Consider the following 23,387-nt stretch of genomic DNA (forward strand, 5'->3'; position numbering starts at 1 on the left):
CCCGTCCTGGCGGGCCGGCCCTGCTTTTCCTCCGGCCCGCCAGGACTTTTCCTCCGGCCCGCCAGGACATCGCGTCAGAAAGACGATTAGACTGGACGCGTGCCTCAACTACGCCTCGCACTGAATCAGATCGACTCGACGGTCGGCGATCTCGCCGGGAACGCCGAGTCGATCGTCCACTGGACCCGGCACGCCGCCGAGCAGGGCGCCCATCTCGTGGCGTTCCCCGAGATGGCGTTGACCGGCTACCCCGTCGAGGATCTGGCCCTGCGGTCGTCCTTCGTCGACGCGTCGCGCGACGCGCTGAGCGCGCTGGCCGCCCGGCTCCAGGCGGAGGGCTTCGGTGAACTGCCGGTCGTCGTCGGCTATCTGGACCGCTCCGGGAAGGCCCAGGCCCGGTACGGCCAGCCCGCCGGGTCCCCGCAGAACGCCGCCGCGGTCCTGCACCGCGGGCAGATCGCGCTGAGCTTCGCCAAGCACCACCTGCCCAACTACGGCGTATTCGACGAGTTCCGGTACTTCGTGCCGGGCGATTCGATGCCCGTCGTGCGCGTGCACGGCATCGATGTGGCGCTCGCGATCTGTGAGGACCTCTGGCAGGACGGCGGCCGGGTGCCGGCCGCCCGGTCCGCCGGGGCCGGGCTGCTCCTGTCGATCAACGCCTCGCCGTACGAGCGGGACAAGGACGACACCCGGCTCGAACTGGTCCGCAAGCGGGCGCAGGAGGCCGGTTGCACCACGGCGTACCTCGCGATGATCGGCGGGCAGGACGAGCTGGTCTTCGACGGGGACTCGATCGTCGTGGACAAGCAGGGCGAGGTGATCGCCCGTGCCCCGCAGTTCTCCGAGGGCAGCATGATCCTCGACCTGGAGCTGCCGGCCGCCGCGGCCGAGGCGCCGTCCGGGAGTGTGGACGACGGGCTGCGCATCGATCACGTGGTGCTCTCCGGCGAACCGCTCCCGGCGTACGAGCCGGAGTTGACGGGCGGCTACGCGGAGCGGCTCGACGGCGACGAGGAGCTGTACTCGGCGCTGGTCGTGGGCCTGCGCGCGTACGCCGCGAAGAATGGTTTCAGCAGTGTGCTGATCGGGCTCTCGGGCGGCATCGACTCCGCGCTCGTCGCGGCCATCGCGTGCGATGCGCTCGGCGCGCAGAACGTGTACGGCATCTCGATGCCCTCGAAGTACTCGTCGGACCACTCCAAGGGCGACGCGGCCGAGCTGGCACGGCGGACCGGGCTGAACTTCCGCACCGTGCCGATCGAGCCGATGTTCGACGCGTACATGGGGTCGCTGGAGCTGTCCGGGCTGGCCGAGGAGAACCTGCAGTCGCGGCTGCGCGGCACGATGCTGATGGCCGTCTCCAACCAGGAGGGCCAGATCGTCCTCGCGCCGGGCAACAAGTCCGAGCTGGCGGTGGGGTACTCGACGCTGTACGGGGACTCCGTCGGCGCGTACGGCCCGATCAAGGACGTCTACAAGACGTCGGTCTTCCGGCTCGCGAAGTGGCGCAACCGGGCGGCCGAGGAGCGGGGGCAGCTGCCGCCGATCCCCGAGGCGTCGATCACCAAGCCGCCGAGCGCCGAGCTGCGTCCGGGGCAGGTGGACACGGATTCGCTGCCCGACTACGACGTACTGGACCGGCTCCTGGAGCTGTACGTGGACCGCGACCAGGGCCGGGACGCGATCGTGGCGGCCGGGTTCGACGAGGCGCTCGTGGTGAAGACGTTGCGGATGGTGGACACCGCGGAGTACAAGCGGCGGCAGTATCCGCCGGGGACGAAGATCTCGCCCAAGGGGTTCGGGAAGGACCGGCGGCTGCCGATCACGAATCGGTGGCGCGAGTCGGGGTGATGGGGGGGCGGCTGCCGGGGCCGCCCCGGTGGACGGTCCGTCCTCGACCGCCGGGCGGGCCGGATCGTGCCGGGCGGCTCCCGGGCACGTACGAGCCCGTCCGGTGATCGAGGACAGGTGCCGAGCGGGAGAGGGTCAGTGAGCCTCTGCCCAGGCCTCGGACTCCGCTTCGCGGGTGAGGCGGTCGCCGCCCGCCACGACCCGGGACGTTCCCGGCGTACGGTCCAGGACTCCCGCCGTCACCGCGATCCCCAGGCCGGCCACCGCCAGCACCGCGCCCACGAGTGCCGGTGAGGTCCAGCCCCAGCCGGCCGCGATCGCCACGCCGCCCAGCCACGCGCCGCCCGCGTTGGCGAGGTTGAAGGCCGAGTGGTTGGAGGCGGACGCGAGCGTGGGCGCGTCCTTGGCCTTGTTCATCACGAGCATCTGGAGCGGTGTGGTCGTCATGAACCCGACGCCGCCCAGCAGCACGACCATCACGAGAGCCGCCCACTGCACGTGGACGGTGAACGGGAAGACGACCAGCACGACGGCGAGGGCCGCCAGCGACCCGTACAGCGTGGGCCGCAGGGCGCGGTCCGTGAGGGGCCCCGCCGCGAGCGCGCCCAGGGTCATCCCGATGCCGAACAGCGCCAGCACCAGCGTCACCGAGGATTCGCCGAAGCCCATCGCCTCGGTCGTCATGGCCGAGAGGTACGAGTAGACGGCGAAGACTCCGGCGAAGCCGAAGACGGCCGTCAGCAGCCCGAGGAGCACCTGGCGGTTGCCGAGCGCCCGCAGCTCGCGGCGGACGTTCTGCTGGGCGTCGAGCGGAATCTGCGGAACGAGGCGGGCGAGTGCGGCCATCGCGCCCAGGCCGATCACCGCGACGACCAGGAAGGTCGCCCGCCACCCCAGGTGCTGGCCGAGCAGCGTGGCCGCCGGTACGCCGACGATGTTGGCCACGGTCAGGCCCAGGAACATCGACGCGACGGCCCGCGCCCGGCGCCCCTCCGGCACCAGCGAGGCGGCGACGACAGCGCCGACACCGAAGAACGCGCCGTGCGGCAGCCCTGCCAGCAGCCGGCCCGCGAGCAGCCAGCCGAAGTCGGGGGCGAGCGCCGAGGCCAGGTTGCCCACGGTGAAGAGCGCCATCAGCAGCAGGAGCATCCGCTTGCGCGGGATCCGGGAGCCGAGTCCGGTGAGCAGCGGGGCGCCGAGGACGACGCCGATCGCGTACGCGGACACGAGGTAGCCGGCGGTGGGCACGGACGTTCCCAGATCGTCGGCGACATTGGGCAGCAGGCCCATCATCACGAACTCTGTCGTTCCGATGCCGAAGGCGCTCACAGCCAGCGCGAGCAGGGCCAGGGGCATGGTGATGAACCTCTTTCGGGGCAGGGTGGGGCAGGGCGGCGGAGGCGAGGGCAGCAGGACGCGGCCCGGCCGATAAAGGCCCGGCGGTGGTGGACGTGTGCGGGAAAAGCGGGCCGGCTTCTTTACCGGCACGCCTTAAGTATGTTCTCGGAACAAAGTGTCGCAGACGTTTTATGCCCGGAGGTGAACGGGCCGTTGCGTCAGAGTTCGACGCGGGCGGCGATCGGAAGATGGTCGCTGTCCGTCGCCGGGAGCGTCCACGACGACAGGGGCTCGACGCCCTTCACCATGATCTGGTCGATGCGGGCCATCGGGAACGAGGCCGGCCAGCTGAAGCCGAAGCCGTCGCCCGCCGCGCCCTGGGTGGAGCGCATCTGGGAGGTGACCGCGTTCAGCGAACGGTCGTTCATCGTGCCGTTGAGGTCGCCGAGCAGGAAGACACGGCCGAGCGGTTCGTCCGCGATGGCCTCGCCGAGGGCGTCGGCGCTGTTGTCCCGCTGGTTGGCCGTGAAGCCGGCCTTCACCTTGACCCGCACGGACGGCAGGTGGGCCACGTACACCGCGATCTTTCCCTCCGGCGCGGCGACCGTGGTGCGCATCGCCCGGGTCCAGCCCATCTTGATGTCCACGGGGCGGGTGTCGCTGATCGGATACTTGCTCCACAGTCCGACGGTGCCCTGAACCGAGTGGTACGGATAGCGGGTCGCGAGCGACTTCTCGTACGTCGGCACCTGGCCGCTCGGCAGTTCCTGGAGGGCCACCACGTCCGCGCCGGAGCCCGCCACCTGCTGTGCGGTGCCCGCGGGGTCGGGGTTGTCGGCGTTGACGTTGTGGGTGGCGACGGTCAGGTCGCCACCCGCGCCGGACTTGTCGGTGAGCAGGCCGCCGAAGAGGTTGAGCCAGACCACGACCGGCAGCAGCAGCGCCACCAGAGCGGTCGCGGAGCGCCGAACGAGCCCCAGGACCAGCAGCAGCGGGACGAACACCGCGAGCCACGGCAGGAACGTCTCGGTGAGGCTGCCCAGATTGCCGATGGTGTTCGGAATCTGCGCGTGGAAGATCATCAGGAAGGCGATGAAGACCGAGCAGGCGGCAAGAAGGATTCCGCGCCGCCAGATCCCGCGGTCCGACCTCAGTCTCTCGCGCAGGGTCTGGAAGCGGGTTCCGGTGTGGGGCGGCTCCACGCTGCCGTTGCCGGTGTCCGCTCCGTACGCCTGCACCATCGCGCTGTCCTCACTGCCTTGCCCTACACATCGCCGCGCCCCACGACCCTAGGCGATGAGCGGCGTTTTCCTGCCGTCGACGACGGCCCTACCCCTCACAGGACGACCGGAGCGGTGGCCCGGGTTCCGCTCAGGGCACGGCCGAAGAGCCTTGTGACAGAACGATCACACTCGCCCTGACCTTCGGCGCGTCAGCTGTGACCTGCGGTTACGGGGGCAAGGAGTCCAAGGCGCGCTGAAGGTCCCGTGCGGGTCCACTTCACGGGAACCGGCACGGGATGCCACCATGGAGGGGATCCGGGGACGCCGTCAGGGCGCCTCGAGATGACGAAGGAGCCGTTGGCAATGTCGCTTCAGGCTGCGCACAACTCGTCCGCCACTCCCCCCGCGGGACCCGCCGACAGCAGCAAGGCGCTGTACGGAGGAAAGTCCACGCGCCGCATCACCGTCCACGACATCGCCGCCGCCACCGAGCGCGGCGAGAAGTGGCCCATGCTCACCGCCTACGACGCGATGACCTCGTCCGTCTTCGACGAGGCCGGCATCCCGGTCATGCTCGTCGGCGACTCCATGGGCAACTGTCACCTCGGCTACGAGACCACCGTGCCCGTCACGATGGACGAGATCGCCATGCTCTCCGCCGCCGTCGTCCGGGGCACCAAGCGCGCCCTGATCGTCGCCGACCTGCCCTTCGGCTCGTACCAGGAAGGGCCCGTCCAGGCCCTGCGCAACGCCACCCGGCTGATCAAGGAAGCCGGCGTCGGCGCGGTCAAGCTGGAGGGCGGCGAGCGCTCCCACGAGCAGATCCGCCTCCTGGTCGAGTCCGGCATCCCGGTCATGGGCCACATCGGCCTGACCCCGCAGTCCGTCAACGCGATGGGCTACCGGGTGCAGGGCCGGGGCGAGGAGTCCGCGCAGCAGCTGCTGCGCGACGCCAAGGCCGTGCAGGACGCCGGGGCGTTCGCCGTCGTCCTGGAACTCGTACCGGCCGAACTGGCCGCCGAGGTCACCCGCACGCTGCACATCCCGACCGTCGGCATCGGCGCCGGACCCGACACGAACGCCCAGGTGCTCGTGTACACGGACATGGTCGGGCTGACCGGCGGCAAGGTGCCGCGCTTCACCAAGCAGTACGCGAACCTGCGCAAGGTCCTCGGCGACGCCGCGAAGGAGTTCGCGGACGAGGTCGTCGGCGGGACCTTCCCGCAGCCGGAGCACACGTTCCACTGACCGTCCACTGACCGGCACGGACCATTTCCCGCACCACCGACAGCCCGCCGGCTTCCCCCTCCGGCGGGCTGTCGGCCCGCTGTCGGAAAAATATCGGCGCGCTGTCAGTGGCGGGTGATCCCATGGTGCCCATGACGCGAATCGACAAGAACCCCAGGCGCGGCGGGACCGCCGTCGAGGTACGGGGCCTGGTCAAGCACTACGGGGACACCAAAGCACTCGACGGGATCGATCTCGACGTGCGCGAGGGCACCGTCCTCGGCGTGCTCGGCCCCAACGGAGCGGGCAAGACCACGCTCGTACGCATCCTCTCCACCCTGGTCCTGCCGGACGCCGGACACGCCGTCGTCGCCGGCTTCGACGTGGTGAAGCAGCCGCGGCAGCTGCGCCGCACCATCGGCCTGACCGGCCAGTACGCCTCGGTCGACGAGAAGCTCTCCGGCTGGGAGAACCTCTACATGATCGGGCGGCTCCTCGACCTGCCCCGCAAGACCGCCCGCGCCCGCGCCGACGAGCTGCTGGAGCGGTTCTCGCTCACCGAGGCGGCCAAGCGCCCGGCGATGGACTACTCCGGCGGTATGCGCCGCAGGCTGGACCTGGCCGCCTCCATGATCGGCAGCCCGTCCGTCCTCTACCTCGACGAGCCGACCACCGGGCTCGACCCCCGTACCCGTAACGAGGTCTGGGACGAGGTGCAGCGCATGGTCGCCGAGGGAGCGACCGTCCTGCTCACCACCCAGTACATGGAAGAGGCCGAGCAGCTCGCCAACGAGCTCACCGTCATCGACAAGGGCAAGATCATCGCCCGCGGCGGAGTCGACGAGCTCAAGGCGAAGGTCGGCGGCCGCACCCTCCAGATCCGGCCGTCCGACCCGGCTCAGCTCCCCGCCATGGCCCAGGCGATCAGGGAAGCCGGCCTCGACGGGATCGCGGGCGCACAGGCCGTCCCGGACGAAGGGCTTCTCTACGTACCGATCCTCAGCGACGAGCAGCTGACCGCCGTGATCGGCCTCCTCGGCTCGCGGGGTTTCTCCCTCGCACACGTCGCGACCGCACTGCCCAGCCTGGACGAGGTGTTCCTCGCCATCACCGGCGAGAAGAGCTCGCACACGACCGACACGATTCCCGAGGAGGTCGCGGCATGAGCACGGCGACTCTGACGCCCACCCCCACCGGATCCGCGCCGGTGAAGACCGTGACCGACGAGGGACGGATCGGGCTGCGCGGCAACCTGCGGCACATCAGCGCCCTGGCGCGGCGCAACCTGCTCCAGATCAAGAAGGATCCGGAGTCCATGTTCGATGTGCTCCTGATGCCGATCGTCTTCACGCTGCTCTTCGTGTACGTCTTCGGCGGGTCCGTCGGCGGCAGCATGGGCGGCGGCCGGCAGGAGTACCTCAACTACCTGGTCCCCGGCCTGATGGCGATGATGGGGATGAACATCGCGTCGGCGGTCGGCACGGGAGTCAACGACGACTTCCGCAAGGGCGTCATGGACCGGTTCCGTACGATGCCGATCGCCCGCTCCTCGGTCCTCATCGCGAAGATCGTGGTCGAGCTGGGCAGGATGATGGTCGCCACCTCCATCCTGCTGTGCATGGGTTTCGCGCTCGGCATGGAGCTGGGGACCTCGGTGCTCGGCCTCCTCGCGGCCGTCGCGCTGTCCGCGGTGTTCTCCGCCGCCATCATGTGGATCTTCATCCTGCTCGGGCTGGCCATGAAGACGGCCCAGGCGGTTCAGGGGACGGGGTTCCTGGTGCTGATGCCCCTGCAGTTCGGCTCCTCCATCTTCGCCCCGCCGCAGACGATGCCCGGCTGGCTCCAGACGTTCACCGACTACAACCCGCTGTCCAATCTGGCGGACGCCGTGCGCGGACTGATGATGGGCGGGCCCGTCGCCGACTCGGTGTGGATCACGCTCGCCTGGGCCGTCGGCATCACGGCGGTGGCGGCGCCGCTCGCGGTCAGCAAGTTCCGCAAGAAGACCTGACCGAGGGGCACGGACCGCGGCACACCCGCACCACGCGTCCCGCAGCGTCTACCGATACGCGTCGGCCAGGGCGGTGACCTCATCCAGGGTGAGGCCACCGCCCTCGGCGTACGCCGCCGCGAAGGCCGTCTCACCGATCTCCGCCCGGATGGTCTCCTCCGCCCGGGCCAGGTTCTCCCGCTCCAGCGACGTCAGCAGGTGCCCCTTCGGCGACAGGGCCGCCTGCAGCCCCAGCACCCGCGCCGCGTCCGCGCCCGCCGCCGCGCCGCCCAGTCCGCCCACCGCCCAGGCGACCGAGATCAGGTGCGCTGAGGTCATGTGCGGTGCCACCATCAGCGACAGCCGGTCCCGGGACCGCTCCACCGCACGCAGCGCCCGGCCCAGAGCCGTGGTGTGGTCACCTTCGAGGTTGTCCAGCCAGGCGAGCCCTCCGATCACGAACCCCTCGAACATCGCGACCGTCTCCGAGCGGAACTCCCCGCGCAGCAGCTCGAGTTGCTCCCGCGCCTCGACGAGGCGGCCGGTCCGCCCCAGCCAGAGCCCCAGCAGCATGCGCGCCACGGGCATCGCGTCGTACCCCGGCTGCGGTCCGCCGTCGAGGATGTCCCGGAGGATGCGCTCCGCCTCCTCGCCACGGCCGGTCTCGGTGAGAGCGCCCGCGTACCGCGCCCGCAGCACCGTCACCTGGGCGCGGGCGCCGAGCTGTTCGGCATGGCCGATGGCGGCCCGGTAGTCCTCGGCGGCGCGGATGAAATCGCCGCTGCGCTCATTGGCCTCACCCCGTGAGGAGAGCGATTCCGCGGCACCCCAGGCGTCGCCGAGCCGGACGAAGATCTCCAGGCTCTCGTCGGCGTCCGCCCGTGCCTCACCCGCCCACTCGGGATGGTTGGCCAGCACGTTGGCCCGCATCTGGAGCGCGGACGCCAGCTCCCACTCGTAGCCGAACTCCCGGCAGGCGCGGACCGTTTCCTCCACCAGCTCACGCAGCTGACCGGTCTCGCCGGTGAGCAGGATCGCGTACATCCAGAGCGATCCCGGCGTCCGGCAGGTCTGGGGCTGGCCCACCTGGTACGTGTCGACGATCGCCCGCAGGCGCGCCGTGCTCTCCTCGGTCATCCACGCGTCCAGGTGGTGGTCCATGTTGACCAGCTGGATCAGCCGCACCCCGCGCCGCGCCTCCTGGAGCTGCTCGGGCTCCCAGGGCGGCGGCCGGTCGGTGCACCGCTCCGTGAGCGAGGGCGCCGGACTGCCGGGCGGGGCGAACGGGTCCGGGCCCAGGACGGCGGCGGAATCGGCCCAGTGTCGGGCGTCGGCGCGCAGATCGCGCATCATCCAGTACCAGGACAGGGAGAGGACGAAGCAGAGGACCTCCTGCTCGTCCCCGGCGGCGACGGCGTGCCGCAGTGCGGTGCGCAGATTCTCGTACTCGCGCCGGAACCGGTCGATCGCCGCCCGCTGCCCCGCGCCGCGGAGTTCGGGTTCGGTGGTACGGGCCAGCTCCCGGAAGTACACGAGGTGGCGCCGCTCGACGGCCGCGCGCTCCCCCGCCTCGTCCAGTCGCTCCCCGGCGTACTCACCGACGGTCTCCAGGAGCCGGTAGCGCATCCCGCCGTCGTCGCCGGGAGCCGCGACGACGAGGGACTTGTCGACAAGGAGACCCAGCAGGGCGGCGACATCACGGGACTCGACGGCGCCGGCTGCGGCCGACGCGTCCGCGGCGGCGACGGAACAGACCTCTTCGGCGGCTTCGAGCGCGCAGTCGCCCGCGAAGACCGACAGCCGTCGCAGCACCGCGCGCTCGGCCGTGTCCAGCAGCTCCCAGGACCAGTCGACCACGGCCCGCAGGGTCTGCTGACGCGGCAGCACGGTACGGCTGCCGTTGGTGAGCAGCCGGAAGCGGTCGTCGAGCCGGTCGGCGATCTGGCGCGGGCCGAGCATCCGCAGCCGGGCCGCGGCGAGTTCGATGGCGAGCGGGAGCCCGTCGAGCCGCCGGCAGATCTCCGCGGCGGCGGCTGCCGTCCCGGCGTCGGCGTCGATCCGGAATCCAGGGTTCGCCGCGGCGCCCCGGTCCGCGAACAGCCGCAGCGCCATCGGGTCGGGCAGCGGGCCGACGGGCCGGACGAACTCGCCCGGTACGCCGAGGGGTTCACGGCTGGTCGCCAGGACCGTGAGGTCCGGGCAGTGGGCGAGGAGGTGGTCGGCGAGCGAGGCCGCCGCGTCGATCAGGTGCTCGCAGTTGTCCAGGAGCAGCAGCATCCGGCGCCGCGAGCAGTGCTCGGTGAGCCGTACGAGCGGGTCGCCCGCGTACCGTTCGGCGGCCCGCAGCTCCTCCGCGCCCGCACCTCTCAGCACGGTCTCCCGGGCTCCGAGGGCGCCGAGCACGGTCTCGGCCACACTGTCGGGATCGTCGACGGGGGCGAGCTCCACCAGCCACACACCGTCCGCCCAGCTCTCGGCGAGGGTCTCGGCGACCTCCTGGGACAGCCGGGTCTTGCCCGCCCCGCCGGGGCCGAGGAGGGTGATCAGCCGCGTCTGCGCAAGGTCCTCGCGCAGCGCGGCGATATCGCCTTCCCGTCCGACGAAGCTGGTGAGCCGGGCCCGCAGGTTCCCCCGGGGCGGGGCGGCGGGCGCGCGTGGCGCGTCGGCGGGGGCGGCGGCCGGGACGGGTTCCGGCCGGTCAGGACGGAGCAATTCCGTGTGCAGGCCGCGGAGTTCGGGGCCGGGTGAGGCCCCCAGACGGTCCGCGAGTACGAGGCGGACCTCCTCGTAAGCCGCGAGTGCCTGCGCCGTACGGCCTGCGTCGCGCAGCGCCCGGATGCGCAGCGCCTGGAGGGGTTCGTCGATCGGGTGGGCCGCGGCGAGCGTGGTGAGTTCCGGCAGAGCCTCTCCGGGGCGGCCGAGGGCCAGGACGGCGGCGAGCCGGGTGCGGCGGGCGTCCAGCCGCCGCGCCTCCAGTCCGGCCACGGCGACGGCACGGTCGGGCAGATCGGCGAGTACGGGCTCGCGCCACAGGGCGAGGGCGTCGTCGAGCGCGGCGGCGGCCTGCCGCGCGTCCCCCTGCGCCAGCGCCCGCGCCCCCTCCCCCGCCAGCCGCTCGAAACGGTGCAGGTCCACGTCGTCCGCCTGGGCGGCGAGCCGGTAGCCGCCTTCCACGGACTCGACCGCCGCCCGGCCCAGCACCCGCCGGAGCCGTCCCACGAGTGCCTGCAGGGCGCCCACCGCGTCCGCGGGCGGATCGCCGTCCCACACCTCGTCGACGAGCGCGGCGGCCCCGACCGTGCGGCCCGGGCGCAGGGCCAGGACGGTCAGCAGGGTGCGCAGCCGCGCCCCGCCGAGGGCGACGGCCGTGCCGTCGGGGCGAAGGGCCCGGGTGGTTCCGAGGATGCTGTAGCGCACCCGCCCATTGTCCGTGAACACGGCCGGTCACCGCACCGCACCCGTCCCGTACGCGTCTTGGCGTCCTTCCCGGGGGGCTCCGCGCACCGGCCGGCTGCCGCCCGGCGGTGCGGAACCAACGTCCCGGCGCGAGACGTTCCCGACGTGTCGCGCCGTACTGTCGGGGCTCGCCGCATTCCGTCCAGCCACCAGGAGTTCCACCGATGACCACCGCAGCCACTCGCAGCGACCGGAGGATCAGCCCGATCTTCCTCGCGATCGTCGCCGTCATGGCGGTCTCGGGCTGGGCGGTGTGGACGGACTTCGCCGAGCAGACCGGCTTCGCGGTCTTCCTGTTCGTCACGGCGGCCTGGATCGTCTCGCTCTGTCTGCACGAGTACGCCCACGCCCGTACCGCGCTGCACAGCGGGGACATCTCCATCGGGGCGAAGGGCTATCTGACGCTCAACCCCCTGAAGTACACGCATGCCCTGCTCAGCATCGTGCTGCCCGTGCTCTTCGTGATCATGGGCGGGATCGGGCTGCCGGGTGGCGCGGTCTACATCGAGCGGGGCCGGATCACCGGCCGCTGGCGGCACAGCCTGATCTCCGCGGCCGGGCCCCTGACCAACGTGCTGTTCGCGGTCGTCTGCACGGCGCCGTTCTGGCTGGACGCCCTGGACGGGGTGCCGACCGCCTTCCGGGACGCGCTGGCGTTCCTGGCCCTGCTCCAGGTCACCGCCGCGATCCTGAACTTCGCGCCGGTCCCGGGTCTTGACGGCTACGGCGTGATCGAGCCGTGGCTGTCGTACAAGATCCGCCGCCAGATCGAGCCGTTCGCACCGTTCGGGCTGATCGCGGTCTTCGGCATCCTGTGGATTCCGGAGGTGAACATCGCCTTCTTCGACACCGTGGACGCACTCCTGCGCGGGCTCGGCGTCAGCGAGATCGAGTCGTACTGCGGGCAGGACTCCTACCGGTTCTGGCTGGAGTTCTGGGACGAGCAGAACCCGGTCTGCTCGCTGAGCCGCTAGGGCCTGTCGTTGGCCGCGGCCGTCGCGAGGCGGCTCTGGCGGATGTGGAACCACGCCATGTTCGAGGAGAGCCCGGCCAGCAGCACCCAGATGATGCCGAGCCAGCTGCCCTGGACGAAGGAGACCACGGCTGCGGCGACGGCGAGGACGCAGACGACGAGGGCGTAGAGGGCGAGGCGGGGCATGGGGGGCTCCTGTCCGGGGATGGTGCGCGATCCCGTCCAGTGTCCCTCATGCCCGATTCCGCTCGGTGTCCGGTCCGGGGCCGCCCGACGTGTGGCCGGCCCCGGAGCCCGGTCACACGTCGGTGGTGCGCAGTCCCGCGTGCGCCTTGTAGCGGCGGTTGACGGAGATCAGGTTGGCGACCAGCGACTCGACCTGGTGCGCGTTGCGCAGCCGTCCCGCGAAGATCCCGCGCATCCCGGGGATGCGGCCCGCGAGGGCCTGGACGAGGTCGGTGTCGGCGCGGGCCTCGCCCAGGACCATCACATCGGTGTCGATCTCGTCGATCGTGGCGTCCTGGAGCAGTACCGCCGAGAGGTGGTGGAAGGCCGCGGTGACACGGGAGCCGGGCAGCAGGGCGGCGGCCTGCTCGGCGGCGCTGCCCTCTTCGGGCTTGAGGGCGTAGGCGCCCTTCTTGTCGAAGCCGAGCGGGTTGACGCAGTCGACGACGAGCTTCCCGGTGAGTTCCTCGCGCAGGGATTCCAGGGTCTTGGCGTGGCCGTCCCACGGCACGGCGACGATCACGATGTCGCTGCGCCGTGCGCAGTCCGCGTTGTCGGCTCCTTCGACGCCGAGGCCGAGCTCGGCGGCGGCCGTGCCGGCTCGTCCGGCGTCCCGGGAGCCGATGATCACCTTCTGGCCGGCGCGGGCGAGCCGGTAGGCGAGGCCGCGGCCCTGCGGGCCGGTCCCGCCGAGCACGCCTACGGTCAGTCCGGAGACGTCGGGAAGGTCCCAGGGGTCCTTGGCGGGGGGCTTGGGCGCACTGCCGCTGTCGTGGGTAGTCATGGCCCCGACACTACTGCCAGCCAGGGGCCGGAACGCGGCGGCGTGCGCCGGAACGGCGGGGTGTCCAAGGGCTCCCGTTCGGGTGGGTTCGCCGCCAACGCCGGGTGGTGCGGCGGGCCTTGGGGCATCATGCCGGACCATGGACGCCGTACGTGTCGCGCTGCTGCGTGAAGTGCTCGCCGGGACCGAGTGGCCCGCCGCGACCCGGCGTTTCGCCGGGACGCTCCGCTCGTCCGTGGTCCCGCACGGCGGCGGGCTGCTGCTCGTGGGGACCGAGGTGTACGAGCCGTGGCATCTTGCCGCGCATCTGGTCGACGAGTCCACCTGGTCGGGGCTGCCGGAGCTGCGGCCGACCCTGGTGCGGCACCGGGTGGAGGCGGGTGACCCGGTGCATCTGGCCGTCGGCCTGGGCCGGATCGAGGCGGCGCGACGCGGCGAGACGCTGCTCGTGGTGGCTCCCGGGCGGCCGGACGGCGGGTTGCTGGAGCGGGTGCACGACGCGCGGCGGGCGGGGGCGACCGTACTGGCACTGGACGGCGGCGACCCGGAGGTGCGGGGGCTGGCCCATGAGTCGCTCTCGGTCACCGGGGAGGACGATGTGGACCTCGACACCGTGCAGCACCTGGTGAGCGCGGCGGCCGGGGAGAACAGCAGGCCCGCGCCGCGCGGTCGCCGCTCGTTCCGGGACCGGCTCTCCCGGCTGGCCGACCAGCTGACGGCGCCGCCGCCCGCCCGCTGGTAATCCTGTTGCGCCGGGTGCGCGGGCGGCCGGAGCATGGCCCCTCGTGACGTCCCCGCTCCCTTGGCAGGCCAGGCTTGCCGCGCTGCTTCCCGACCTTTCGCCCTGGCGCTCATCGGCCGACTTCAGACTGCTGTGGAGCCAGGGGCTGATCACCTACTTCGGCAGTTTCATGGCCCTGATCGCCCTGCCGCTGCAGATCAAGCACCTCACCGGATCGCCGCTGGCCGTCGGCGCGATGGGCGCGGTGGAGCTGGTGCCGCTGATCGTGTTCGGGCTGTACGGCGGGGCGCTGGCCGACGCGGTGGACCGACGCAAGGTCATCCTGGGCACGGAGGCGGGGCTCGGGCTGCTTGCCGTGATCCTGCTGGTGAACGCGCTGATGCCCGAACCGGCGCTCTGGCCGCTGTACGTGGTGGCCGCCGGGGTCGCCGGCCTGGCGGGGCTCCAGCGTCCCGCACTGGACTCGCTCATCGCCCGGATCGTGCCGCACGACCAGCAGACCGCGGCGGCGGCGCTGAACTCCCTGCGCTGGCAGGTCGGGGCGATCGCCGGGCCCGCGCTGGCGGGGCTGGTGGTGGCCTATGCCGGACACGCCACGGCGTACGCGGTCACGGTGGTCACGTTCGCCGTATCCGTCCTGCTCTGTCTGCGGCTCACCCCCGCGCCGCCGGCCCGTGACGCGCGGAAGCCGTCGCTGCGCGGGATCGCGGAGGGCGCGCGGTACGCGTGGAGCAGGCCGGTGCTCCTGGGGACGTACGCCATCGACCTGGCGGCGATGCTCTTCGCCTTCCCGAACGCGATCTTCCCGTTCCTGGCGGACGAGCTGGACGCGGAGTGGTCGCTCGGCCTGATGTACGCGGCGGGCTCGGTCGGCTCCCTGGCACTTGGCCTGACCAGTGGCTGGACCTCGCGGGTGCGGCGGCACGGACTGTTCGTGGTGTTCGGCGCGGGCGTCTGGGGTCTGGCGATCGCCGCGGCGGGCTGGTTCGGCGAGGTGTGGATGGTGCTGGTGTGCCTGGCGGTGGCGGGCGCGGGCGACATGCTGAGCGGTCTGGGCCGGGCGACGATCTGGAACCAGACCATTCCGGAGGAGCTGCGGGGCAGGCTCGCGGGCATCGAAGTGCTGTCCTACAGCGTCGGCCCGCAGCTGGGGCAGGTCAGGGCCGGCGCGATGGCGGGCTGGACGGGGACGCGGCCGGCGATCTGGACCGGTGGGGTGGCATGCGTGGCATCGGTCGCCCTGCTGGCGGCCGCCTTGCCGAAACTTCTGTCGTACGACTCCGAGACGGACGAGGACGCGGCCCGGCGGCGGGCGCAGCACGCGGACCCCTCCGGCGTCTGACGCGGTGGGACCGGAGGGCGGTGCGGAGCGCGTCCGTCAGTCGGCCGAAGGCTCTTCGGGGGCCGTCTTGTCGTGCCACTTGGGGTCGGTCTCCCACTCCAGGTTCCGCTCCTGGGCGGTATCCATGGCGCGGCGGGCCTCCTCCGGCGTCGCGTAGGGGCCGAACCGGTCCTTCGCCGGGCACTCGGGGCCTTCCTCGACCTTCTTGTGCTCCAGGCAGTAGTACCACTCGCCCGGTTTTCCGGCGGTGCGCTTCTTGAACAGGGCCATCGCCACTTCCTTTCCTTACGATCATGCTGCCCCGAGCCCGCTGGTTACACTCGCTGGCATGTCTGGCCAGTCGCTGCTCGTACCAGGGGAGATCACTCCCATTCGTTCCGTCCCCGGAAGCATCCGGCGCCCCGAGTATGTGGGCAAACCGGCTCCGGCGCCCTACACCGGCCCCGAGATCCAGGACGCCGAGACCGTCGAGCGGATGCGGATCGCGGGCCGTATCGCCGCACAGGCGATGGAGGAGGCCGCGAAGCACATCGCTCCTGGTGTCACCACCGACGAGCTCGACCGGGTCGCCCACGAGTTCATGGTCGATCACGGCGCGTACCCGTCGACGCTCGGTTACCGCGGTTTCCCCAAGTCGCTCTGCTCCTCGCTCAACGAGGTCATCTGTCACGGCATCCCGGACTCCACCGTGCTGCGGGACGGCGACATCGTGAACCTCGACGTGACCGCGTACATCAACGGCGTGCACGGCGACAACAACGCCACGTACCTCTGCGGCGATGTCGACGAGGAGTCGCGGCTGCTCGTCGAGCGCACCCGGGAGGCGCTGAACCGCGCCATCAAGGCGGTCCGTCCGGGGCGCCAGATCAATGTGATCGGCCGGGTCATCGAGTCGTACGCGAAGCGCTTCGGTTACGGGGTGGTCCGGGACTTCACCGGCCACGGGATCAATTCCTCGTTCCACTCCGGTCTCATCGTTCCCCATTACGACAGCCCGCATGCCACCACGGTGATGCAGCCCGGGATGACGTTCACGATCGAGCCGATGCTGACGCTCGGCACCCATGAGCACGACATGTGGGACGACGGCTGGACCGTGGTGACGAAGGACCGCAAGCGGACCGCGCAGTTCGAGCACACGCTCGTGGTGACGGACACGGGGGCGGAGATTCTCACACTTCCGTAACCCTCCACGCGGGTGCGTCCGGGCGTATCGTTTTTACCGACAGCCCGTCGGGAACCAGTTGACTTAGGTAAACCTAAGTAGGAAGATCGACGTATCGCAAGCACTGCTGCCTGTCGGCGGCAGCGGATTCCGATATGTCCGTCTCCTTCTGGACTTCCCGTCCCCTTGGTCTTCGGAGGCCCGCCTTGGACGCACCCGGCACCGCCACCCCCTTCTCCACGCTCATCCGCACGGCGTCGCACGAGCAGCACACCGAGGCCGAGACCTCGACGTTCATGGGCGACCTGCTCGGCGGACGCCTGGGGGTGGACGCGTACACGCGCTACACCGAGCAGCTGTGGTTCGTGTACCGGGCGCTGGAGGACGGTGCGGAGACCCTGCGGAACGATCCGGTCGCCGGGCCCTTCATACAGTCCGAGCTGATGCGCGGCTCCGCGCTGGAGCGCGACCTGGCGCACCTGCGCGGTGCCGGCTGGCGCGAGGGCCTGGAGCCGCTGCCCGCCACCGCCGCGTACGCGGAGCGGGTCGCCGAGTGCGCCCGCACCTGGCCCGCCGGATACATAGCGCACCACTACACGCGCTACCTCGGTGACCTCTCGGGCGGCCAGATCATCCGCGACAAGGCGGAGAAGACCTGGGGCTTCGCGCGCAGGGGTGACGGGGTGCGGTTCTACGTCTTCGAGGAGATCGCCAACCCGGCCGCGTTCAAGCGGGGTTACCGGGAGCTGCTGGACGCGGTGAACGCGGACGATCTGGAGAAGCAGCGCATCATCGACGAGTGCAAGCGCGCGTTCGCGCTCAACACTGCCGTCTTCCGGGAGCTGGGCGAGGTCTTCCCGCTCAGCGCGTAGCCCCCGCGGCCGGCCTCACGCTCCGGCCTTACCCGCGTGCACCAGAAGGACGCGGCCCCCTACCTCCACCGTGCCGTCCGGCGCGGGTGCTGTGAGGAGCTGGGAGCCGCGCCCTTGTCTGATGTTCAGGGCGCGGCCGAGCGCGGCGCTGAGCAGCAGCGCCGCCGCGCCGGTCGCCTCGTCCTCCACGATGCCCCCGGCGTCGCGCTCATCACCGCGCCGGGGGAAGGCGCGGGCCCTGACGCGCCCCGCGGCCTCGTCCTCCCAGGCCCACACGTAGAGCCATCCCTCGCCGGGCGGCGGTCCCGTCAGCGCCTCGACCTCGGCCGCGGACGCGTAGCGCTCCAGCGTCCTCGGCGGTGCCCATTCGGGACGGGCGGTGATCCAGGTGAACTCGCCGTCCTGGCGGGCGAACACGTCTCCCACCGGCAGCTCCAGAACCTCCAGGTCGAGCAGCCAGGCCGCGCCGACGAGCGGATGCCCGGCGAACGGCAGCCGCAGCCCCGGGGTATGGATGTCGACGCGCCCCCGCTCCGGGTCGTCGACGAACACGGTCTCGCTGAAGCCCAGTGCGCGCGTCAGCGCCTGCCGGGACGTCTCGTCGGGGTACGCGGACCCCTCGCGCACGACGCCGAGCGCGTTGCCGTGCCGGCCGTCCGGGCCGCAGAACACACGCAGTACGTCGATGCCGTCGGGTACGCCGAAGTCGTTCACGTGCGCATTCAAGCACCGTGCCCACTCCCCGACGCGACAGGGCCGGTCGGTCGTACCGAAAGGGGCCTCTTGACCGTTGCTTGACCAGTCCCTGGGTCGCTGGTGGGTCGACTGTGACCAGGCCGTTCTCCAGCACCGGGGGTGAGAGCTGAATCACCGCACGAGGGGGTACGGGTCAGGTAAGGCTCGGTTAAGTTAGGTCGGCCTCACCCGGCTTTGCCCGGCTGTTCCCCATTCTCTTTACCTCTTCTGTGGAGCCCGCATGCGAGCCGTTCGTTTCTCCGTCGTCACCGCTGCCGCGACCGTGGCCGCACTGACCGCCGTCACCGGCTGCGCCGAGAAGAGCGACGGCAAGGGCGACGGCGCGGTCCGGGTCGTCGCGAAGGACGACTCCTGCGAGGTCTCGAAGACGAAGATCCCCGCCGGCCATGTCGAACTGGCCGTCGAGAACAAGGGATCCAAGGTCACCGAGGTCTACGTCCTCTTCCCGGACGACCGCATCGTCACCGAGCGCGAGAACATCGGCCCCGGCACCAAGGCGAAGATCACCGCCGAGGTGAAGGCCGGTTCGTACGAGATCGCCTGCAAGCCCGGCATGAAGGGGCACGGCATCCGGCAGAAGATCGAGGTCACCGGCGCCTCGGCGGCCAAGCGCAGCCCCGAGATGGACAAGGCCGTCGCCGAGTACCGCACCTATGTGCAGGCGCAGGCGGACGAGACGCTGCCCAAGGTGAAGGTCTTCACCGACGCCGTCGCCGCAGGTGACATCGAGGCCGCGAAGAAGGCGTACGCCGACTCCCGGATCGGCTGGGAGCGCACCGAGCCGGTCGCCGAGTCCTTCGGCGACATCGACCCGAAGGTCGACGTGCGCGCGGACGGCCTGGAAGAGGGTCAGAAGTGGACGGGCTGGCACCGTCTGGAGAAGGCGCTGTGGGAGGACAAGAAGCTGGGGGCCGAGGAGAAGGCCCTCGCACCCGTCCTCTACAAGGACCTCGTCGACTGGCAGAACCGCGTGGGCAAGGCGGAGATCACCCCGACCTCGATGGCCAACGGCGCCAAGGAGCTCCTCGACGAGGTCGCCACCGGCAAGGTCACCGGTGAGGAGGAGCGCTACAGCCACACCGACCTCGTCGACTTCAAGGCGAACGTCGAGGGCGCGGAGAAGTCGTACGCGCTGCTGAAGCCGATCGCGTCGAAGAACGACACCGCGCTCACCGCCTCCCTGGACAAGCAGTTCGCCGCTCTGAACACGCTGCTGGACCAGTACCGCGAGGACAAGAACTCCTACGAGTTCACCTCGTACGACAAGGTCGGCGAGGCGGACCGCAAGGAACTCTCGGACGCGGTCAACGCGCTCGCCGAGCCGCTGTCCAGGCTCGCCGCCGCGGTGACGAAGTAACACGGGCGAGGAGGCCGCCACTCATGTCCGAGGACGTACAGAAACCATCCGAAGCACCGGACCCGCCCTCCGCGGACGCGCATGACGGCCCGTCGCGCCGGGCCCTGCTCGGCTGGGGCGGCTCCGGGCTCGCGCTCGGCGCCGTGGCGGCGGGCGCCGCGGTCGCCTCGGTGCGCTCCGACGGGGGCACGGCCCCCGCCGGGCTGAGCGGTGCCGCGGTGCCGTTCCGCGGTGCGCACCAGGCCGGGATCGCCACCGCCGTACAGGACAGGCTGCACTTCGCCGCGTTCGACGTGACGACGAAGGACCGGGCCGAACTGGCCGCCCTGCTCCAGGAGTGGACGCGGGCCGCGGAGCAGATGACGGCCGGGCGCCCGGTGGGCGAGGGGGCGTACGGGGGGCTCCCGGAGGCTCCGCCGGACGACACCGGCGAGGCGCTGGGCCTCAAGCCCTCCCGCCTCACCCTCACCATCGGCTTCGGCCCCTCCCTCTTCACGAAGGGCCGGTTCGGGCTGGAGGACCGGCGCCCCGAGGCGCTCGTCGAGCTGCCGAAGTTCCCCGGTGACAACCTCGACGCGAGCCGCAGCGGCGGCGATCTCTGCGTCCAGGCGTGCGCGGACGACCCGCAGGTCGCTGTGCACGCCATCCGCAACCTCGCCAGGATCGGCATGGGGCGTACGGCGATCCGCTGGTCGCAGCTGGGCTTCGGCAAGACCTCCTCGACCACGCCCGACGAGCAGACCCCCCGCAACATGCTCGGCTTCAAGGACGGCACCCGGAACATCGCGGGCACCGACGCGGCCGCCCTGAAGAAGCACGTATGGGTCGGCCCGGACGACGACTCCGGCTGGATGACGGGTGGTTCCTACCTCGTCGCCCGGCGCATCCGGATGCACATCGAGACCTGGGACCGCACCGGACTCCAGGAGCAGGAGGACATCTTCGGACGCGACAAGGGCGAGGGCGCCCCGGTCGGTAAGTCGAAGGAGCGCGACGAACCGTTCCTCAAGGCGATGCTGCCGAGCGCGCATGTGCGTCTCGCGCACCCGGACACCAACGACGGGGCGACGATCCTGCGCCGCGGCTACTCCTTCACCGACGGTACGGACGGTCTCGGCCGGCTCGACGCGGGCCTGTTCTTCCTGGCGTACCAGCGCGACGTCCGCAAGGGCTTCATTCCGGTGCAGCGCAGTCTGGCGGCGCACGACGCCCTCAACGAGTACATCCAGCACGTGGGTTCGGCCGTCTTCGCCGTCCCGCCGGGCGTCCGCGACGGGGACGACTGGTGGGGCCGGGCACTGTTCTCGTGATCCCCGCCCCCATGATCCGTACAGCGGAAGGACCGGCATGTTCGGCAACTATCTGATCGGCCTGCGCGAGGGTCTTGAGGCCAGTCTCGTCGTCTGCATCCTCGTCGCCTATCTGGTCAGGACGGAGCGCCGCGACGCGCTGCGCCCGGTGTGGGCGGGCATCGGGATCGCGTGTGCGATCTCGCTGGCCTTCGGCGCCGCGCTGGAGTTCGGCTCGCAGGAGATGACGTTCGAGGCGCAGGAGGCGCTGGGCGGTTCGCTGTCGATCGTCGCGGTCTGCCTGGTGACGTGGATGGTCTTCTGGATGCGGCGCACCGCGCGGCACCTCAGGGCGGAGCTGCACGGGAAGCTCGACGCGGCGCTCGCGATGGGCACCGGCGCGCTCGTGGCCACGGCGTTCCTGGCGGTGGGCCGTGAGGGGCTGGAGACCGCGCTGTTCGTGTGGGCGTCGGTGCGGGCGAGCGGGGAGGGTTCCTCGTCGCCCCTGATCGGGGTGCTGCTGGGCATCGCCACCGCCGTCGTGCTGGGCTGGCTGTTCTACCGCGGGGCACTGCGGATCAACCTCGCGAAGTTCTTCACCTGGACGGGCGGGATGCTGGTCGTGGTGGCGGCGGGCGTGCTGGCGTACGGCGTGCACGACCTCCAGGAGGCGGAGTTCCTGGGCGGGCTGCAGAACAAGGCGTTCGACGTCAGCGCCACGATCCCGCCGGACAGCTGGTACGGCACGCTGCTGAAGGGCGTGTTCAACTTCCAGCCCGACCCGACCGTTCTCCAGGTCACGGTGTGGGCGCTGTATCTGATCCCCACGCTCGCGCTGTTCCTCGCCCCGGTAGGGTTCGGACGGTCAGTGCGGGCGACGGATCAGAAGGCGCAGAAAGCAACGGATGACAAGGCTGGGGCGACTGGCGGCGGGGCTCGCGACGGCGACAGTGCTGAGCGTGACGGCGAGCGGCTGCGTGACGGTGCACGGCGAGCTGGAAGTCGTGCCGGGAGCGACGAAGTCTGAGGCCGCGCAGGCCCTGGAGGACTTCACCACCGCCTACAACGAGGCGGACAAGGCATACGATCCGGCGCTCGACGCGGACCGGGTGACCGGTTCGCTCGGCGCGATCAACCAGGCCGGCCTCACGGCGCGGCAGAAGAACAGCCCGGACGGCAACGCGGCCCACCGGCCGCTGGAGCTGACCGACGCGTCGTTCACCATCCCGAAGAAGGCCGGCTGGCCCCGCTGGTTCGTCGCGGACACCGACTCCAACCGTGACCAGGACGCCGGGAAGCTGGACACCCGCTGGCTGCTGGTGTTCGTACGGACCGGTCCCGACGCGCTGTGGAAGGCCGCCTATCTGGCGGTCGTCACCCCCGCCCAGCTCCCCGCCTTCCGGGTGGACGCCGACGGCTGGGCGGAGCCGGTGGACCCCGAGGCCGGTGAACTGGCCGTGGCCCCCGCAGACCTGGGCACCACGTACACCGGGTATCTGAAGGACGGCGAGCCGGACGTGTTCGCTCCCGGACCGGCCACGTCGGCCTGGCGGGATACGCGCAAGAACACGCGCGTGGCCGGTTTCTCGTACCAGTACGTCGACCAGCCCCTGAACACGGGGACGTTCGCACCGCTCGGTCTCACGACCGAGGACGGCGGGGCTCTGGTCTTCTTCAGCAGCAAGCACTTCGAGCGGCAGACGGCGGCCCAGGGGCTGAAGCCGGCGCTCAACTCCGACGTCGAGGCGCTGCTGACGGGCGAGGTGAAGAACTCCCTCACCAAGGAGCGGGTCTCCAGCCAGCTCGTGTACGTCCCCGCGCGGGGCGCGGCGGACTCGGGCGGCAAGGTGCGCGTACTGAACCGGCTGCCCGGCCTGACGGCCGCGCAGGGTTCGTAACCGCCGGGCACCCGGTCCGGGACGAGCGGTCACCGGACGCACCGGTCACCGCCGCGGCTAACGGCTCAGCGGCCAGGCCACCGAATCGTGGTCCAGATCGCTCTGCTCCGCGGAGTCCGCGTACTGCGCGCACGCGTCGGTGAGCGTCTCCAGCAGGGTCAGCGGGTCGGGCAGTGGATGCTCGGGGCCCCGGAGCCAGTGCACGTCCAGCTCACCGGGGAGCCGTGCGGGCGGCAGGAGGACATAGCTGCCGCGGCAGTGCCAGCGAAGCCCCGGGTGCTCGTCCATGGTCTCGGGATGGCAGTCCAGCTCGCAGGGCCACCACTCGTCCTCGTCCTCGGGGGTGCCGCGGGTGGCGGTGAAGAAGAGCATCCGGTCCTGGCCGGACCGGGCGACGGGGCCGACGTCGATCCCTGCGGCGATGAGCCGTTCCAGGGCTCCCGCGCCGGCGGTCAGCGGGACGTCCAGGACGTCGTGGATCATGCCCGTCGCGGTGATGAAGTTGGCCAGGGGCTGGCCTTCGGCCCAGCGTTCGATCTGCGCGCGGTCGGTCGTGGACTGCGTCTGCCAGGCGAACGAGATGGGGTGGCGCGCGGGAGTGGGGCATCCGATGCGGTCGCACGAACATCGGTAGCCGTTCGGATGCGCGGCGGGCGAGATCGGCATGCCCGCCTCGGCGACGGCCAGCAGCAGCTCCAGGCGGGCCGTGTCATCGGCCTCGGCCCGCTGCGGTTTGGGTCGTCGCCGCAGCCACTGGGAAATCCTGTTCTCTGTGCCGCGATAACGGCCGGAATCGGCGCCCATCTATCCCCTCACCTCAGCGTTGCTTCTCCATCGTCCCACCATCCTGCGCCTCGGGTGGCCAGAGTTCTCAAGCGGGTACGGGGGAGACGCGC

Annotated in this window: 21 protein-coding genes; 13 read left to right on the forward strand and 8 right to left on the reverse strand. The window is 71.2% G+C overall.

Annotated features, from left to right (window positions below; all coding sequences use genetic code 11):
• The first annotated feature begins 99 nt into the window (after window positions 1–99).
• Window positions 100–1,854, forward strand: a complete 1,755-nt coding sequence (locus ACFWSK_RS18515) for an NAD+ synthase (RefSeq protein ID WP_383787051.1) — start codon at window positions 100–102, stop codon at window positions 1,852–1,854.
• Window positions 1,855–1,989: 135 nt separating this feature from the next.
• Here ACFWSK_RS18515 and ACFWSK_RS18520 read toward each other — a convergent pair whose 3' ends face one another.
• Window positions 1,990–3,210: an MFS transporter gene (locus tag ACFWSK_RS18520; RefSeq protein ID WP_383787054.1), complete on the reverse strand. Its 1,221-nt coding sequence runs from the start codon at window positions 3,208–3,210 to the stop codon at window positions 1,990–1,992.
• A gap of 200 nt (window positions 3,211–3,410) precedes the next feature.
• Window positions 3,411–4,433 (reverse strand): endonuclease/exonuclease/phosphatase family protein, encoded by a 1,023-nt coding sequence (locus ACFWSK_RS18525; RefSeq protein WP_383787057.1) that lies wholly within the window; start codon window positions 4,431–4,433, stop codon window positions 3,411–3,413.
• A 345-nt stretch (window positions 4,434–4,778) separates the two neighbouring features.
• On the opposite strand from ACFWSK_RS18525, the gene panB reads away from it, so the two are divergent.
• The 3 genes from panB to ACFWSK_RS18540 all read left to right on the forward strand — a co-directional run bounded on the left by panB (window position 4,779) and on the right by ACFWSK_RS18540 (window position 7,653).
• The gene (gene panB, locus ACFWSK_RS18530) at window positions 4,779–5,663 is read left to right on the forward strand and encodes a 3-methyl-2-oxobutanoate hydroxymethyltransferase (protein ID WP_383787060.1); all 885 of its coding nucleotides are present in this window, start codon (window positions 4,779–4,781) and stop codon (window positions 5,661–5,663) included.
• Between the two features lie 122 nt (window positions 5,664–5,785).
• Entirely contained in the window at window positions 5,786–6,808 is a 1,023-nt protein-coding gene (locus ACFWSK_RS18535; protein ID WP_383787062.1) for an ATP-binding cassette domain-containing protein, read from the forward strand.
• Window positions 6,805–7,653 (forward strand): ABC transporter permease, encoded by an 849-nt coding sequence (locus tag ACFWSK_RS18540; protein ID WP_383787064.1) that lies wholly within the window; start codon window positions 6,805–6,807, stop codon window positions 7,651–7,653. Before ACFWSK_RS18535 ends, ACFWSK_RS18540 begins: the two co-directional genes overlap by 4 nt.
• A 48-nt stretch (window positions 7,654–7,701) precedes the next feature.
• Here the strand turns inward: ACFWSK_RS18540 and ACFWSK_RS18545 are convergent, their stop codons facing one another.
• The gene (locus tag ACFWSK_RS18545; protein ID WP_383787067.1) at window positions 7,702–11,049 is read right to left on the reverse strand and encodes a BTAD domain-containing putative transcriptional regulator; all 3,348 of its coding nucleotides are present in this window, start codon (window positions 11,047–11,049) and stop codon (window positions 7,702–7,704) included.
• 203 nt (window positions 11,050–11,252) lie between these two features.
• Between ACFWSK_RS18545 and ACFWSK_RS18550 the strand changes: the two genes are divergently transcribed.
• Complete coding sequence (locus tag ACFWSK_RS18550) at window positions 11,253–12,062, forward strand: site-2 protease family protein (RefSeq protein WP_383787070.1); 810 nt, start codon at window positions 11,253–11,255, stop codon at window positions 12,060–12,062.
• Here the strand turns inward: ACFWSK_RS18550 and ACFWSK_RS18555 are convergent.
• Both ACFWSK_RS18555 and npdG read right to left on the reverse strand, forming a co-directional pair.
• On the reverse strand, window positions 12,059–12,247 hold the full coding sequence (locus tag ACFWSK_RS18555) for a hypothetical protein (protein ID WP_383787075.1): 189 nt from the start codon (window positions 12,245–12,247) through the stop codon (window positions 12,059–12,061). The genes ACFWSK_RS18550 and ACFWSK_RS18555 overlap by 4 nt on opposite strands.
• 112 nt (window positions 12,248–12,359) lie before the next feature.
• A complete protein-coding gene (npdG, locus tag ACFWSK_RS18560; RefSeq protein ID WP_383787078.1) occupies window positions 12,360–13,070 on the reverse strand; it encodes an NADPH-dependent F420 reductase in 711 nt (236 codons plus the stop codon).
• 139 nt (window positions 13,071–13,209) lie between these two features.
• On the opposite strand from npdG, the gene ACFWSK_RS18565 reads away from it, so the two are divergent.
• Window positions 13,210–13,812, forward strand: a complete 603-nt coding sequence (locus ACFWSK_RS18565; protein ID WP_383787080.1) for a hypothetical protein — start codon at window positions 13,210–13,212, stop codon at window positions 13,810–13,812.
• Between the two features lie 43 nt (window positions 13,813–13,855).
• Window positions 13,856–15,154, forward strand: coding sequence for an MFS transporter (locus ACFWSK_RS18570; RefSeq protein ID WP_383787083.1), 1,299 nt, complete (start codon window positions 13,856–13,858; stop codon window positions 15,152–15,154).
• 36 nt (window positions 15,155–15,190) lie between these two features.
• Here ACFWSK_RS18570 and ACFWSK_RS18575 read toward each other — a convergent pair whose 3' ends face one another.
• Entirely contained in the window at window positions 15,191–15,424 is a 234-nt protein-coding gene (locus ACFWSK_RS18575) for a hypothetical protein (protein WP_383787086.1), read from the reverse strand.
• A 58-nt stretch (window positions 15,425–15,482) separates the two neighbouring features.
• Here ACFWSK_RS18575 and map point away from each other — a divergent pair, with 58 nt between their 5' ends.
• Window positions 15,483–16,340 (forward strand): type I methionyl aminopeptidase, encoded by an 858-nt coding sequence (map, locus tag ACFWSK_RS18580; protein WP_383787089.1) that lies wholly within the window; start codon window positions 15,483–15,485, stop codon window positions 16,338–16,340.
• Between the two features lie 185 nt (window positions 16,341–16,525).
• A complete protein-coding gene (locus tag ACFWSK_RS18585; protein ID WP_383787093.1) occupies window positions 16,526–17,191 on the forward strand; it encodes a heme oxygenase (biliverdin-producing) in 666 nt (221 codons plus the stop codon).
• A 15-nt stretch (window positions 17,192–17,206) separates the two neighbouring features.
• Here the strand turns inward: ACFWSK_RS18585 and ACFWSK_RS18590 are convergent, their stop codons facing one another.
• On the reverse strand, window positions 17,207–17,905 hold the full coding sequence (locus tag ACFWSK_RS18590) for a PhzF family phenazine biosynthesis protein (RefSeq protein ID WP_383787096.1): 699 nt from the start codon (window positions 17,903–17,905) through the stop codon (window positions 17,207–17,209).
• A gap of 262 nt (window positions 17,906–18,167) precedes the next feature.
• Between ACFWSK_RS18590 and efeO the strand changes: the two genes are divergently transcribed.
• Genes efeO through ACFWSK_RS18610 form a run of 4 tightly spaced genes read left to right on the forward strand, consistent with a single transcriptional unit; the run spans window position 18,168 to window position 22,491 of the window.
• The gene (gene efeO / locus ACFWSK_RS18595) at window positions 18,168–19,304 is read left to right on the forward strand and encodes an iron uptake system protein EfeO (RefSeq protein WP_383787099.1); all 1,137 of its coding nucleotides are present in this window, start codon (window positions 18,168–18,170) and stop codon (window positions 19,302–19,304) included.
• Between the two features lie 23 nt (window positions 19,305–19,327).
• On the forward strand, window positions 19,328–20,614 hold the full coding sequence (gene efeB / locus ACFWSK_RS18600; RefSeq protein ID WP_383787102.1) for an iron uptake transporter deferrochelatase/peroxidase subunit: 1,287 nt from the start codon (window positions 19,328–19,330) through the stop codon (window positions 20,612–20,614).
• Window positions 20,615–20,651: 37 nt separating this feature from the next.
• A complete protein-coding gene (gene efeU, locus ACFWSK_RS18605; RefSeq protein ID WP_383787104.1) occupies window positions 20,652–21,620 on the forward strand; it encodes an iron uptake transporter permease EfeU in 969 nt (322 codons plus the stop codon).
• Window positions 21,508–22,491, forward strand: a complete 984-nt coding sequence (locus ACFWSK_RS18610; RefSeq protein WP_383787197.1) for a hypothetical protein — start codon at window positions 21,508–21,510, stop codon at window positions 22,489–22,491. Before efeU ends, ACFWSK_RS18610 begins: the two co-directional genes overlap by 113 nt.
• A gap of 57 nt (window positions 22,492–22,548) precedes the next feature.
• Here ACFWSK_RS18610 and ACFWSK_RS18615 read toward each other — a convergent pair whose 3' ends face one another.
• Window positions 22,549–23,295, reverse strand: a complete 747-nt coding sequence (locus tag ACFWSK_RS18615) for a bifunctional DNA primase/polymerase (protein ID WP_383787107.1) — start codon at window positions 23,293–23,295, stop codon at window positions 22,549–22,551.
• Between the last annotated feature and the right edge of the window lie 92 nt (window positions 23,296–23,387).

Source organism: Streptomyces sp. NPDC058620 (assembly GCF_042717135.1).
GTDB lineage: Bacteria > Actinomycetota > Actinomycetes > Streptomycetales > Streptomycetaceae > Streptomyces.

Excerpts from the sequence above, each read along its gene's own strand:
- efeO (WP_383787099.1), top strand. The coding sequence starts at position 18,168 with ATGCGAGCCGTTCGTTTCTCCGTCGTCACCGCTGCCGCGACCGTGGCC.
- ACFWSK_RS18615 (WP_383787107.1), bottom strand. The coding sequence starts at position 23,295 with ATGGGCGCCGATTCCGGCCGTTATCGCGGCACAGAGAACAGGATTTCC.
- map (WP_383787089.1), top strand. The coding sequence starts at position 15,483 with ATGTCTGGCCAGTCGCTGCTCGTACCAGGGGAGATCACTCCCATTCGT.
- ACFWSK_RS18535 (WP_383787062.1), top strand. The coding sequence starts at position 5,786 with ATGGTGCCCATGACGCGAATCGACAAGAACCCCAGGCGCGGCGGGACC.
- ACFWSK_RS18540 (WP_383787064.1), top strand. The coding sequence starts at position 6,805 with ATGAGCACGGCGACTCTGACGCCCACCCCCACCGGATCCGCGCCGGTG.
- efeB (WP_383787102.1), top strand. The coding sequence starts at position 19,328 with ATGTCCGAGGACGTACAGAAACCATCCGAAGCACCGGACCCGCCCTCC.
- panB (WP_383787060.1), top strand. The coding sequence starts at position 4,779 with ATGTCGCTTCAGGCTGCGCACAACTCGTCCGCCACTCCCCCCGCGGGA.
- npdG (WP_383787078.1), bottom strand. The coding sequence starts at position 13,070 with ATGACTACCCACGACAGCGGCAGTGCGCCCAAGCCCCCCGCCAAGGAC.
- ACFWSK_RS18555 (WP_383787075.1), bottom strand. The coding sequence starts at position 12,247 with ATGCCCCGCCTCGCCCTCTACGCCCTCGTCGTCTGCGTCCTCGCCGTC.
- ACFWSK_RS18525 (WP_383787057.1), bottom strand. The coding sequence starts at position 4,433 with ATGGTGCAGGCGTACGGAGCGGACACCGGCAACGGCAGCGTGGAGCCG.
- efeU (WP_383787104.1), top strand. The coding sequence starts at position 20,652 with ATGTTCGGCAACTATCTGATCGGCCTGCGCGAGGGTCTTGAGGCCAGT.
- ACFWSK_RS18550 (WP_383787070.1), top strand. The coding sequence starts at position 11,253 with ATGACCACCGCAGCCACTCGCAGCGACCGGAGGATCAGCCCGATCTTC.
- ACFWSK_RS18520 (WP_383787054.1), bottom strand. The coding sequence starts at position 3,210 with ATGCCCCTGGCCCTGCTCGCGCTGGCTGTGAGCGCCTTCGGCATCGGA.
- ACFWSK_RS18575 (WP_383787086.1), bottom strand. The coding sequence starts at position 15,424 with ATGGCCCTGTTCAAGAAGCGCACCGCCGGAAAACCGGGCGAGTGGTAC.
- ACFWSK_RS18565 (WP_383787080.1), top strand. The coding sequence starts at position 13,210 with ATGGACGCCGTACGTGTCGCGCTGCTGCGTGAAGTGCTCGCCGGGACC.